The organism is Marinobacter sp. ST-43 (assembly GCF_030541085.1).
Taxonomy (GTDB): Bacteria; Pseudomonadota; Gammaproteobacteria; order Pseudomonadales; family Oleiphilaceae; genus Marinobacter; species Marinobacter nauticus.
In genome coordinates, this window is sequence record NZ_JASSVO010000001.1 from 880,927 (window position 1) to 894,031 (window position 13,105).

The 13,105-nt window shown below is 52.8% G+C and carries 15 protein-coding genes; 13 read left to right on the forward strand and 2 right to left on the reverse strand.

Features of this window, described 5'->3' with window-relative positions:
- The first annotated feature begins 18 nt into the window (after nt 1-18).
- Together QPL98_RS04160 and QPL98_RS04165 are read left to right on the forward strand one after the other, a co-directional pair.
- A complete protein-coding gene (locus QPL98_RS04160) occupies nt 19-921 on the forward strand; it encodes an ABC transporter permease (RefSeq protein WP_303292725.1) in 903 nt (300 codons plus the stop codon).
- A 9-nt stretch (nt 922-930) separates the two neighbouring features.
- On the forward strand, nt 931-1,725 hold the full coding sequence (locus QPL98_RS04165; RefSeq protein ID WP_011784596.1) for an ABC transporter ATP-binding protein: 795 nt from the start codon (nt 931-933) through the stop codon (nt 1,723-1,725).
- A 50-nt stretch (nt 1,726-1,775) separates the two neighbouring features.
- Here the strand turns inward: QPL98_RS04165 and QPL98_RS04170 are convergent, their stop codons facing one another.
- Both QPL98_RS04170 and QPL98_RS04175 read right to left on the reverse strand, forming a co-directional pair.
- Nucleotides 1,776-2,591, reverse strand: a complete 816-nt coding sequence (locus QPL98_RS04170) for a DUF6160 family protein (protein ID WP_278350886.1) — start codon at nt 2,589-2,591, stop codon at nt 1,776-1,778.
- A gap of 64 nt (nt 2,592-2,655) precedes the next feature.
- Complete coding sequence (locus tag QPL98_RS04175; protein ID WP_278350885.1) at nt 2,656-2,862, reverse strand: hypothetical protein; 207 nt, start codon at nt 2,860-2,862, stop codon at nt 2,656-2,658.
- 287 nt (nt 2,863-3,149) lie between these two features.
- Between QPL98_RS04175 and QPL98_RS04180 the strand changes: the two genes are divergently transcribed.
- The 11 genes from QPL98_RS04180 (at nt 3,150) to QPL98_RS04230 (ending at nt 12,987) form a co-directional block, all read left to right on the forward strand.
- On the forward strand, nt 3,150-5,288 hold the full coding sequence (locus QPL98_RS04180; RefSeq protein ID WP_303292726.1) for an adenosylcobalamin-dependent ribonucleoside-diphosphate reductase: 2,139 nt from the start codon (nt 3,150-3,152) through the stop codon (nt 5,286-5,288).
- 30 nt (nt 5,289-5,318) lie between these two features.
- Nucleotides 5,319-6,017: an NrdJb gene (locus QPL98_RS04185; protein ID WP_022992522.1), complete on the forward strand. Its 699-nt coding sequence runs from the start codon at nt 5,319-5,321 to the stop codon at nt 6,015-6,017.
- A 311-nt stretch (nt 6,018-6,328) separates the two neighbouring features.
- Nucleotides 6,329-7,792 carry an LA2681 family HEPN domain-containing protein gene (locus QPL98_RS04190; protein ID WP_303292727.1) on the forward strand — a complete coding sequence of 488 codons (1,464 nt, stop codon included), beginning with the start codon at nt 6,329-6,331 and terminating at the stop codon, nt 7,790-7,792.
- Between the two features lie 329 nt (nt 7,793-8,121).
- Nucleotides 8,122-8,655, forward strand: a complete 534-nt coding sequence (locus tag QPL98_RS04195) for a GNAT family N-acetyltransferase (RefSeq protein ID WP_303292728.1) — start codon at nt 8,122-8,124, stop codon at nt 8,653-8,655.
- Entirely contained in the window at nt 8,628-9,125 is a 498-nt protein-coding gene (locus tag QPL98_RS04200) for a tautomerase family protein (RefSeq protein WP_303292729.1), read from the forward strand. The genes QPL98_RS04195 and QPL98_RS04200 overlap by 28 nt, the downstream gene beginning before the upstream one ends.
- Before the next feature lie 93 nt (nt 9,126-9,218).
- Entirely contained in the window at nt 9,219-9,761 is a 543-nt protein-coding gene (locus QPL98_RS04205) for a DinB family protein (protein ID WP_303292730.1), read from the forward strand.
- Nucleotides 9,762-9,832: 71 nt separating this feature from the next.
- On the forward strand, nt 9,833-10,726 hold the full coding sequence (locus QPL98_RS04210) for a glycosyltransferase (protein ID WP_303292731.1): 894 nt from the start codon (nt 9,833-9,835) through the stop codon (nt 10,724-10,726).
- 4 nt (nt 10,727-10,730) lie between these two features.
- Nucleotides 10,731-11,339 carry a hypothetical protein gene (locus tag QPL98_RS04215; RefSeq protein WP_303292732.1) on the forward strand — a complete coding sequence of 203 codons (609 nt, stop codon included), beginning with the start codon at nt 10,731-10,733 and terminating at the stop codon, nt 11,337-11,339.
- A 37-nt stretch (nt 11,340-11,376) separates the two neighbouring features.
- Nucleotides 11,377-11,679, forward strand: coding sequence for a hypothetical protein (locus tag QPL98_RS04220; protein WP_303292733.1), 303 nt, complete (start codon nt 11,377-11,379; stop codon nt 11,677-11,679).
- 83 nt (nt 11,680-11,762) lie between these two features.
- Entirely contained in the window at nt 11,763-12,224 is a 462-nt protein-coding gene (locus QPL98_RS04225) for a carboxymuconolactone decarboxylase family protein (protein ID WP_303292734.1), read from the forward strand.
- 208 nt (nt 12,225-12,432) lie between these two features.
- The gene (locus QPL98_RS04230; protein ID WP_303292735.1) at nt 12,433-12,987 is read left to right on the forward strand and encodes a helix-turn-helix domain-containing protein; all 555 of its coding nucleotides are present in this window, start codon (nt 12,433-12,435) and stop codon (nt 12,985-12,987) included.
- Nucleotides 12,988-13,105 lie beyond the last annotated feature (118 nt).

The following is a 13,105-nucleotide window of genomic DNA, read 5'->3' on the forward strand; positions in this document are numbered from 1 at the left end:
CACGGTGAAAAACTACCCATGCTCAGTGAAATCGCATTCTACGGTGCTCTCGAAACCGGCCTGATCTACGGCCTGGTTGCCTTTGGTATCTATCTCTCTTTCCGTGTTCTCGACTTCCCCGACCTGACGGTGGATGGCAGCTTCCCCCTGGGCGCCGCCGTTGCCGCCATGTTGATTATTGAAGGCTGGAATCCCTGGCTGGCAACTGGCTGTGCGGTACTGGCCGGCATGGCCGCCGGTGCCGTAACCGCCATCCTGAATGTCAAACTCAACATTCTGAACCTGCTGGCCTCCATCCTTACCATGATCGCGCTCTACTCCGTGAACCTGCGCATCATGGGCCGGCCGAACGTGGCCTTGCTCACAGAAGAAACGGTACTGACTCCCTGGTACGACCTGGGCCTGGCTTTCCATCAGGTGCCGGTGTTGCTGTTTACCCTGGTCGCTATTGTGTCCCTGATTCTGTTGTGGCGTTTCATGAAATCCGAGACTGGCCTGGCCATGCGCGCCACTGGCGCCAACGCCCGCATGGCTCGCGCCCAGGGCATTGCAACCGGCGGCATGATCATTCTCGGGGTTGCGCTCTCCAACGGCCTGGTAGGCCTGGCGGGTGCCCTGTTCGCACAGAGCCAGGGGGCAGCTGACGTCACCATGGGTGTGGGCGTGATTGTGATTGGTCTCGCCTCACTCATTGGTGGTGAAGCCGTGATCCCCCCTTCCACCGTGGTTCGTGCCCTGCTGGCGTGCGTGGTGGGAGCGATCATCTACCGACTGGCCATCGCCTTTGCCCTTAATGCCGATATTCTGGGCCTGCAGGCGCAGGATCTGAACCTGATTACCGCGGTTCTGGTCACACTGGCTATCGTACTGCCCGGCGTTCGCACCAAGATCGCCGGCCGTTTCACCAGCAAAAAGGCCTGAGGAGGCACTATGATCAGCGCAACCGATCTGCGGCTTACCTTTGGCAAAGGCACACCGCTGGAAAACCCGGCCCTGCGGGGCATGAGCCTGACAGTAAACCAGGGCGAGTTCGTTACGGTCATCGGCAGCAACGGCGCCGGCAAATCCACCTTCCTGAACGCCCTGGCCGGCGAAGTCATGGTCGACAGCGGCCAGATTATCGTGGACAACCTGGACGTTACCCGCCTGCCCACCCATAAACGAGCGGCCCGTGTTGCCCGGGTGTTCCAGGACCCCCTGGCCGGCACCTGCGAAAACCTGTCCATTGAAGAAAACCTGGCACTGGCCATCAAACGCGGCCAAAGCCGAGGTCTGACCAGTGCGGTGAAAAAGCAGTATCTCGGGCAATTCCGGGAAAGCCTTGCCACGCTGAAACTGGGCCTGGAAAACCGCCTGGGCGACAAAATGGGCCTGCTTTCGGGCGGCCAGCGCCAGGCCGTCAGCCTGCTGATGGCCAGCCTGACGCCCTCCAGCATACTGCTGCTGGATGAGCACACCGCTGCGCTGGACCCGAAAACCGCCAACTTCGTGCTGGAACTCACCCAGCAGATCATCGAGGAGCAGAAGCTCACCGCCCTGATGGTCACCCACAGCATGAAACAGGCACTGGAAGTCGGCAGCCGCACCGTGATGCTGCACCAGGGCCAAGTGGTGTTTGATATTGCCGGTAAAGACCGGGACGGATTGGAAGTGAAAGACCTGCTGGGCCTGTTTGAGAAACAGCGCGGCCTGGAGGTGGACGACGACAGTCTGCTGTTGGGCTAAGAATAATAAAGCGGGGCACACTACCCCGCTTTTCTTTTACTACCAGAGGATCAGTGCCCGTAGATCCTCATAGCAGTATTGTTTACTGCCAGATCATCCATGAACACCTTCCCGATCGAATGCTGGCCCACAATAACTTCTTCGATACCAACATCTGCACGGAACTCGGACATATCAATCGCAAGGGCATCACCGCCACTTGCTTGTCGTGCAGCCTTGTAGACATCGAGCTCTACTTCTGCAAAAAGATCCAGTGGGCTTGGGCGGCGAAGATCATAGTCTGCGCCGGTAATCTGAAGCCCTCTTACACCGACGGCCAAGAAAGGTACATCAAAGTCCATCACTTCGATGGCGAAGGCGCCACGGAAGTTCAGAACATCGGTGGCTGTATCGATTTCAATTGATGATCGCCCAATAACACCCTCAGCAAAGAAGTTGTCCAGCAGGGTGGTTTTGTCGCTACTCCCATCACTGCTCAGCAATTCCCAACTACCAGAGGTAATACGGAAATCCACAGCCGCGAACTGGATAGGCAACAGATTGATCACTGCATCACCATCAGAGTAAACGTCAATATCTATCTTTATATTATCCAGGCGGTCGCTAGCAGTAGTACCAGCTAAGCCGTTGTAGCCGAAGAAATCGGTACGCTCAGCACCTCCAATACTGATATCGCTGATCGCCAGCGAGCCTTCATCAGTGTAGGTAAAGCGCCCGATATCAACTTTAGTTTCCAATTCAATGGTCACACCCGCCTGGCCGGTGATGTTTCCCATCGTGGTTTCATCCAACGGTTGAAACGCCAGGGCCGCAGGGGGCGCCCCGGCAATACACAGCGCAAGAACGGTAGGTTTCAGGCCTTTCATTGTTCTTTTCCTTTTATAGTCGTTATCACTTCCTGTGGGCCACTGCAGTATTACGACGCCACTGTCATACTCTACCGACACGTCGTTTTTGGATACTTGCAGAAGTCACAAAAACCTGCATTCCAGAACTTTTCAGGCGCACACTTTTTAACCACAAGATGTAGTGACATGCAGAGAATCCGTTAATGGCGCGGCTTCCCGCAGATTCAAGAACTTTTCCATTGATTTTCTTTGCCCACAGGCGCCAATCAATAGTTGCTCTCTTATTCACAGAACACTATATCCTGTTATACTTCCCAAAAAATAAGCCCATATATAGGGTCAGCTACGCCAACACCTACTGATTGTCAAGCAGTAGAAATGCCAGCAGACACAAGGCTGGCTGCAGTGATCAACACAGAATTCCGGTTATGGAAGGCAGTCTTCCCGGCCAGGCACGGACACCATATATAGTGATTCTGCTGGCCAGATAACCCATGAAGTACCAGAAACACACAGGGGTAAGGCGCTGAGGACGGCGTCTTCAAAAAAGAGACATACTGAAAACCGAGGGTGGCAATGAACGCTAAGGCACAGGCAGTGATCACAACGATTCCCATGCAGGAAGCTTCGCTGGATATCTGGAGCAGCAAGTACCAGCTCAAGACCAAGACCGGCGAGCCTGTCGACAAAGACATCAACGCAACTTACGAGCGCGTGGCCAAGGCCCTGGCCGAGGTTGAGAAAAAGAATGTACGCGACAAGTACATGAAGGAATTCCTGTGGGCCCTGCAAAACGGCGCCATCCCCGCCGGCCGCATTACTTCCAACGCCGGAGCCGAAGCCCACAAGCCGGCCACCTCCACCATTAACTGCACCGTATCCGGCACCATCCAGGATTCCATGAACGATATCCTGGAGAAAAACCACGAAGCGGGCCTCACCCTCAAGGCCGGCTGTGGTATCGGTTATGAATTCTCAACCCTGCGCCCGCGCGGTGCCTATGTTGCCGGCGCTGGTGCCACCACCTCCGGCCCGCTGTCGTTCATGGATATCTTCGACCGCATGTGCTTCACCGTGTCCTCTGCCGGTGGCCGCCGCGGTGCCCAGATGGCCACCTTCGACGTACACCACCCGGACGTGATCGAATTCATCCAGGCCAAACGTGAAGACGGCCGCCTGCGCCAGTTCAACCTGTCCCTGCTGATCACCGAAGACTTCATCGAAGCCGTGCGCAACGGTGACGACTGGCACCTGTCCTTCCCGGTTACCCAGAAAGAAGCCGACGACGAAGGCCTGGACCTGACCGACGCCAGCCAGTTTGTCTACCGCGACTTCCCGGTACAGGAAGGCTACGTGGTAAACAACGAAGGCAAAGTCGCCTGCCGCATCTACAAAACGGTGAAAGCCCAGTTCATCTGGGACACCATCATGACCAGCACCTACGACTACGCCGAGCCAGGTTTCATCCTGATCGACAAGGTCAACCAGATGAACAACAACTGGTTCTGCGAAGACATCCGCGCCACCAACCCCTGTGGCGAGCAGCCCCTGCCCCCGTACGGCAGCTGCCTGCTGGGTTCCGTGAACCTCACCAAGTTCGTTGAGTACCCGTTCACCGAGAAAGCCAGCTTCAACTACGAGAAGTACCGCAAAGTGGTGGGCACCTTCACCCGCATGCTGGACAACGTAGTCGAAATCAACGGCCTGCCCCTGGGCGAACAGCGCCACGAAATCACCTACAAGCGCCGCCACGGCATGGGCATCCTGGGCCTGGGCTCCACCCTCGCCATGCTGCGCATGCCTTACGGCTCTGACGAGTCCGTGAAGTTCACCGAAGAAGTGGTTCGTGAAATGGCAGTAGAAGGCTGGCGCCAGTCCCTGGCCCTGGCCGAAGAGAAAGGCCCGGCGCCAATCATGGACGACGAGTTTGAAGTAACGCCGAAAATGATGACCAAGTGCCCGAAACTGGCCGAAGACGGCATCAAGGTGGGCGACAAGGTCAAAGGCAAGGTACTGCACGCCAAGTACAGCGCCTACATGGGCCGCATTGCCGAAGTAGAGCCGGAGCTGGTGGCCAAGCTGGCCGAGAAAGGTGGCCGTTTCACACACCACACCTCCATCGCTCCGACCGGCACCATCAGCCTGTCGCTGGCCAACAACGCCAGTAACGGCATTGAGCCGAGCTTCTCGCACCACTACGCCCGGAACATTATCCGTGAAGGCCGTAAAACCAAAGAGAAGGTAGACGTATTCAGCTTCGAACTGCTGGCCTACCGCCACCTGGTCAACCCGGGCGCAATGCCGTTCTCCGAGGATGAAGACAAGAAGCTGCCAAGCTACTTCACCACCTCCGACGACGTAACGCCCACGCAACACGTCGACATCCAGGCTGCAGCACAGAAATGGGTAGATTCCTCCATTTCCAAAACCGCCAACGTTCCGACAGAATTCCCATACCAGGACTTCAAGGACATCTACCTGTACGCCTACGACAAGGGCCTGAAAGGCTGCACCACCTTCCGCTTCAACCCGGAAGCGTTCCAGGGCGTACTGGTTAAAGAGAAAGACCTTGAAAACACCCTGTACGAATTCACCCTGGACGACGGCAGCAAAGTGACCCTGCGCGGCAACGAACAGATAGAGTACGATGGCGAAATCCACACCGCCGCCAACCTCTTCGACGCGCTGAAAGAAGGCACTTACGGCAAGTATTAATCCGGGAACCGACAGACAGGAATTACGAACATGACAGTGAAAATCAGCAACAAGATCGTCGGCTACCGGGTAAAGAAAGCCGACACCGAGACCACGGGTGAACACCAGGCGCCGGTGAAAGCCGACACCAAACCGGTGGAGATGAATGAGAACATCGAACGCCCGGATTTCCTCCTGGGCACCACCTACAAGATCAAGCCGCCGGTGGCCGAGCACGCGATGTACATTACCATCAATGACATCCTGCTGAACGAAGACACAGACCACGAGAGCCGGCAGCCGTATGAAGTGTTCATCAACTCCAAATCGATGGAACACTTCCAGTGGGTAATCGCCCTCACCCGCGTTATCTCAGCGGTGTTCCGCAAAGGTGGTGACGTCACCTTCCTGGTGGAAGAGCTGCGCAGCGTGTACGACCCCAACGGCGGCTATTTCAAGAAGGGCGGCGTGTTCATGCCCTCACTGGTAGCCGAAATTGGCGCCGTGATCGAGAAGCACCTGAAGGCCATCGGCCTGCTGGAAAGCGACGAGCTGAGCGAAACCACCAAGCGCATCCTCGCTGAAAAACGCGCCGAGTTTGAGGCCAGCCAGAACAAGGCCACCAACGACGACAGCGCCAGCGAGTACCCCGCCAACGCCACCATGTGCGGCAAGTGCAGCACCAAGGCCGTAATCGTGATGGACGGCTGCGCCACCTGCCTGTCCTGCGGCGACAGCAAATGCGGTTGAGGTGATTGACCGCTGAGTAACGAAAAGGCCTGGTTGCGGAAGCTGCCGGGCCTTTTTGTTGGGGCAATGTTTGTGGCGCGTCGTTATTGGTGAGAATGCGACTGCGTTGATATTACTAAGCGGGATCTGGCTTGTTTCTTTTTTTGGGTTTGTAGTTACATGATCTTTTAAGTTTTTTGGCATCGATGGCCCGCAAGGTTGTCATATCGATGCATGATAATGAAGCAGGTCAATAATCGCAATAATGAAGGCTGCGATCTAATACGCTGTTAGAGCGCCTAAATCAACATCACATTTAATTAAGAGAAATTATGAGCAACTGGAACGAAAAGATCGCTTCTTTTGCAGAAAAAATAGATACTTGTATTGATTGTGATGACATTGATTCTTTAGTCCGTTTTTGTGATGAGCTAAAGAAACTCATATCTGATGAAAGTGAAGCGCCTGATATTGTAAAAAGCGTATTAACATACTATTTAGCGAACATATATCAGCATTTAGGTTCAAAAGGAACTGACAGATGGAATAATCAAAACTATGGAAATGCAATTATTTGCCATAGGAAATTTTACAGGTACGGTAAGCGGGCTGATGAGTTACTTCCTCAAGTAGAAGTGAACCATGCGAACACACTAGAAACATTGTGCAGAACTTTTGAAGCCATTCCACTTTGGAAAAAAGGTATTACTCATTTTGGGGATGCCGAGGAAGTAGGATTATATAGGCTTTCGACTGGCCTGATTTGGATTTCTCGCTATTTGTATGATGAAGGACATATTTATTATTATCAATTATATGCATACAACTATGCAAAGAAACTTCTAGCTAAAGAAACTATTGGTCATAATGGTATTAAGAATAGTATCAGATTTGACTCAGACTCTGTTATTGGGCATTTCCTTCGATATGTTAAAAATTCATTTGATGCTGACCCAGACCTATTGGCTCATCCTTACAAGGCAAATTACTCAAAAGAGGAAAAAAAATATCGAGCATGGTGTAAGGACAATACATTATTCATAAATCCCTTGAATGATCTGGAAAATGCATGGGTGGTGGATCATGATGTTCTCAATTTTCCACCATATAGCACTCCAATTTTTGAAGGCCCATATCTATCCGCATCGTTTTCATCAATGAAAAATGAATATTGCTATTATCGACACTTGTTCTATGAAGGATTGAACAAGAAATACAAAACGTTTACTGATAAAGACAAGTATCTTGCAGACACATTAGACGGCGTAATCTATGAAGGGTACATTGAGAAAATCAAGAGTGCTATTAAAGGGTGCTTTAGTGTTTTGGATAAAATATCAAGGCTCTTGGACAAGTACTACGAATTAAACAGTTCTAGGATTGCATTTAATCGGCAATGGTTCGATAAGCAAAAAATACTAAAAGGTCAAAACAACCCATTTATAACTGCACTGTTCTGGTTAAGTAAGGATTTTAGCCAGCATGATGAGGATGAGAGAAGACCTTCATACTGGCTTGACGATTCAGCTTTTGAAGTACGCGAGTTACGAAATGAACTGGAACATGGTTGGGTTAGAGTTGTTAATCCTGAGTTTGAAAGTTTCTCAACCTGGGAAAACAACCACGATTATGCGTATACAATTACGATTGACGAGCTAAATGATAAAGGTATATATGTTCTCAAACAAACGAGAAATGCATTAATATACCTATGCTTAGCTATTAACTTCACGGAAAAGTTTACAAGAAATGGTGATAAAAGGATCACCTTATCAGATGATGTACCGCTCGTTTAACGGTGCTCTAACAAGTGGTTCCAAGTGACGCCTAAGGCGCACCTAAACCAAGCGTAATGCACAACATGGATGATGAGCCGTGAGCAAAATTTTGTATTTACTGCTGGTGAGTATTTTGGTGGCTGGGTGTAGTGGCAAAGCCGTGTATGACAATATTCAGCGGAACAACCGACAGGAATGCGTCAGCGTGCCACCCGCTCAGTATGAAGAATGCATAGAACGTTCCAGTAAGTCATACGAAGAGTACAAGAGGGATCGAGCAGAGGTGCTCAAGTCCGAATAATAGTGCTTCTGGCCCTCACGCCAGCGCTATGCACAGGGGGATATCAGTGCCATTGTTTGAAACAGAGAGATTGCTTGCAAGGAAGCTATCCCATCAAGACATTCCTGTGCTCACCGCAATGCTCAGTGACCCCGAAGTCATGAAGTTTTCCGTTCGCGGAATTTGTGACGAAGAAGCTACCAGAAAGTTCGTTGATTGGTGCCTTGAGTGTTACGCCTCTCATGGAATCGGGCCATGGGGTTTGTATGAGAAAAAATCAGGCGAATTTATCGGCTTCTGTGGCGTTGGGCCGGAGTTGGTTGGCGAGGTTGAAGAAATCAATCTGGGTTATCGACTGGCGCGCAGGTTCTGGCATCATGGGTATGCGACAGAAGCTGTCAAAGGTGTTCTACAGTATGCTTTCGGGCAAAAACACTGTGAGTCGGTCATTGCTATTATCGAACCGGAGCACACAGCCTCCATTAGGGTGACGGAGAAGGTCGGGTTCGGAGACTACTCGCTTCACGAGTTTCATCACCGGCCGGTGCGGGTGTATCGAATGACGCGCGAACAATGGGCATCGCGGAACAAATTGTTTTAGCCCGTCGAAGCATTTTCCTCTGCCGCTTCGACCCGATTTCAAAGCCGCACATGCTGCGGACATTACACATTGCAGGAGGCATCGTGATAGTCATCTATGGAATCAGAGAACATCTCAATCCGATCAAGGCTCAGCTCTCCGAGGTCATTCACGGATGCATGCAGTCCGTACTCGGTATGCCGGAAGACAAGCGGGCTCATCGTTTTATCCCCATGGAACCCGAGGATTTTTATTATCCCGGTGGCAGAACGCCCGCCTATACGGTCATTGAAATCAACATGATGCAGGGGCGAACGGCCGAGACCCAAAAAGCTCTGATCAAGGAGCTCTTCCACAAGCTTGAGTCCGTGGTAGGCATCTCACCCGTGGACGTTGAGATCACAATCAAGGAACAACCGCCCCACTGCTGGGGCTTTCGTGGCATGACCGGAGATGAGGCACGTGACCTTAAGTATTCGGTAAATGTGTAACAATGTGCGCAAAGCCACCCATTTGCTTCTGGGACTTCACCGCCGTTCGAGAACAATTCAAGTCTTGGGAGCTAGGTACGGAACGGAATTCCAATGAACCTGAAAAACCACTTTGAACTGCTCGCCAATTATAATCAGTGGATGAACCCAAAGATCTACGATGCGGCCGCACAGCTTTCGGCCGATGAACTGGCGAAAGATCGCGGCGCCTTCTTTGGTTCTATTCTGGGAACACTGAACCATATCGTCGTCGGAGATACGATCTGGCTCAAACGTTTTGCTACTCATCCGTCGTGCCAGGTCTCGCTCCGAGAAATCGCTACCCTTGATAATCCAACTAGCCTGAACCAAATTCTCTTTGGTGATATTGCGCACTTAACAGAACACCGAACCTGGTTGGATTGGCAGATTATCCATTGGATTTCCGAGTTAACCGAAGACGATCTCGCTGTCACTCTCAGTTATCACAACACCAAAGGGATTCCGGCCAGTAAACGGTTTTCAAGCCTGGTGCTTCATTTCTTCAACCATCAAACCCATCATCGGGGGCAAGTGTCAACTTTGCTCTCCCAGGCAGGGGTGGTTATTGGGGCGACTGATCTGTTGGTTCAAATTCCCGAAGAGTCTCAGGCATGACCCATCGCTTCAATTCTGCAGCCTGTCCTGCGGCACCTCAGTCCCGCTATGGACACCAATAAGGACAGCTTGTGTCTGAGCCAGCGCCTCTAGTCAGCATCATCACCCCTACCTTCAACCGTGAGCGAACCATCACGCAAGCGGTCGAGTCTGTCTTAGCCCAATCCTATCCCCACTGGGAGCTCATCATCGTTGATGATGGCTCCCGGGATAACACCCGCGAGAAGCTGGCCAGTTACTTGGGTGATGAACGCATCCAATACCATTTTCAGGAAAACCAGGGTCAGAGTGTTGCCCGCAACCTGGCGCTTCAATATGCCCGGGGCGAATTGCTGTGTTTTCTGGATTCTGATGACCTGTGGGTGCCTGAAAAGCTGGAACGGCAAGTGGCGCTGATGCAGGCTCACCCGGAGGTGGATGTCCTTCACAGTGATGAAATCATGATCGATGAACAGGGCCGGGAGTTGTCCCGCAAGAATATGCGCCGGTACTCGGGCCGGATTGCCCGCCAGATGCTGGTGGACAACAGCGTGAGCATCAACACGGTAATGGCGCGGCGGGAATGTTTTGATGCCATGGGCGGGTTTTCCGGCCGCTACGGCGTCGCCGACGACTACGACATCTGGCTGCGTTTTTCAGCCCGTTTCACCTTCCTGTATGTGCCCGAGTACTGGGGTTATTATCGGGTGATGGCAGACCAGATTTCCAGAGACAAGAAGCGCCGATTTGCCGCTAACGAAGCGATCATTCGTGATTTTATCGAGGAATACGGAAGTACACTCAAACCCGGTGACATCCGCTGGGGCCTGGCCCGCTTCTACTGCCGGAAAGCCCGTCATTTTGCAACGATTGGCAAATCTGGGACGGCCTGGGGCGCGGTCGCTCAGGCGTTGCGGTATGCTCCGCTGGATTCAGTGGTATGGCGAGCCGTTTATCGGGTGATCTTTCCGGGCAAACGTGGCTAAAGCAATGAACCAAACACGATGGCAAACCCTGATGAGCGCTCTGGGGCTCCCGCCTTCAGAAGAGTGTTATCACGCACTCCATGCCGCCTACTCAGAGAAGCACCGGTTCTACCATACCGTCAATCACATTGATGCCATGCTTACCCACTTTGACGGCGTAAAGGAAATCGCTGAAAAACCGGAAGAGCTGGAGCTGGCCATCTGGTTCCACGATGCCGTCTACAAGCCCCTGTCGAAGACTAACGAGCTGGACAGCGCAAACTGGGCACAGGCGTTCCTGACTGCTCACAGTTACGGTAAGGCAGGCATCGAGCGCGTGCGCAACCTCATCATGGCCACCCTGCACAATGGCAACGTAAAGACGCCGGACGAGCAGCTGATTGTAGATATCGATCTTGCCATTCTGGGCGCCCCGCCTGAGGTGTACGATCAGTTTGAGCGTAACGTACGCAAGGAATACAGGCTGGTGCCCGGGTTTATCTACCGCAAGAAGCGAAAGGAGCTGCTTCGGTCCTTTCTGAGTAGTGGCAGCATTTACAACCTTGAGCTGTTTCAAGAAAGATACGAAGATCAAGCAAAACAGAACCTCCGCAGCGCCATTGGCACGTTGTAGACTGCTCTGCTTAATCAGCGGATAAAAAGGACTTTCCATGACTCTCGGATGGGTAATTGCCGGCACAATCGGCCAGGTGCTTCTGGCCTACATGCTGTTTCTGCTGGGTGTATTCGGTTTCAGCGCCGTAGGTAACACCCACCGCCCCACCCCGTTCGATTTCTCGGTCCTTAACTCGGCCCTGTATGCAGCGCCTGCAAGCTGTCTGATCAGCGCGGTAATTGTGATTGGTCTCTACCGCTCTGGCGCGGGTGAAATCTCCTATCTCTGGTACGCAGTGCCGATTCTGTTATTTGCAAGTTATTGCCTTTACGTCAAGCTGTGCATCAAACGCCAGTGAGTGGCGTCGTGTCGAGAATCTTCAATACCGGCTCGCCCGCAGTCAGTATTGTGAAACTCCAACATCATTGGAGGAGATGAACGATGACGGCACGCGCGAACTATATCAGCCTGGCACCCAAAGCCATGCAGATCCTGTTGGATCAGGAAGCCTATCTGAAAGAGCAGTTCAGCGAATCCAACATCCTGAGCACGGCGTTGTGGGAGCTGCTGAAGCTACGGGTATCGCAGATTAACCAGTGCGCCTTTTGTGTGGATATGCACAGCAAGGATGCCCTGGCCCAGGGCGAAACGGTTGAACGTTTGATTGGCTTGAGTGCGTGGCGGGATATGCCGATGTACTCAGCCTTAGAGCGCGCGGCTCTTGAGTGGGCGGAGCACCTTATTCAAGGCAAGCCGGTGGACGACCACTGCTATGACAAAGCGGCAACGGCCTTTGGCGAAAAAGGGCTGGTTGATGTAACCGTCGCGGTGAACGCCATAAACAGCTGGAACCGGATCGTCAAAACCTTCAAGCCAGAGGTAGGCAGTTATAAACCCCAGTAACCTTCGCAAACCTGCATTCGACTTTCAGTTGTCCTGTCCATCGGGCCCGCTGTCGGCCTTTGTTCAGGGGCTTTGGTCTGCGACCGTCTCTGAATCGGCAGCAGAACCGGTGGTAAAGCTGCTGCATTCTGAGGCGTGCAGCAGCATCTGGTTTAATCTCGCAGGGGACGTACGAATTGGGGGTACAACAATTCCTGAAGGGGTTGTTGTGTTGCCGGTTGAGAAGGTGGCCGCCCGGGTATCACTGGCGCCGGGATCAGAGCTCGCGGGGATTCGCTTTCAGCCTGCCATCGGCTATGGCCTGATCCGCCAGCACTTTGGCCGGCCCACGGTACTGACCGGCGACCCGGGGCAATTGCCCGGTCTCATTCCGCTCTTCTCTCGCCTCAAAACCTGTCACGACAACGTGAACCGCGTGGGGACTTTGCAGAGCTGGGCCGAGAACAACTTCCGGCTCACCCGGCTGATCCCCGGCGCACTGCAGCAGGCTCTGGACTGTATGAGAGGCGATGCGGAACCGGGCTCGCTCACACAACACCTGGAAATCAGTCAGCGCCATGTGGAACGTCTTTTCAAACACTGGATGGAAATGACACCCAAGCAGTACCAGCGCATTCTTCGGGTGAAACGGGCCATCAATTACATTCGTGAGCATGGCCACGTGAACCTGGCTGAAATAGCTCACCAGTTCGGCTTTAGTGACCAGGCCCATATGACCCGGGAGTTCCGTACGATTGCGCGCATCACGCCGGGCAAGGTGTGAAGTGGACCCCAAATTTTGGACAGGTGCCTAAGCTCTGATTCATCATCTCCATAAGGAGGAGAATCATGAGCAAGAAACGCAAGCAATACAGCGCATCATTCAAGTCCAAAGTTGCCCT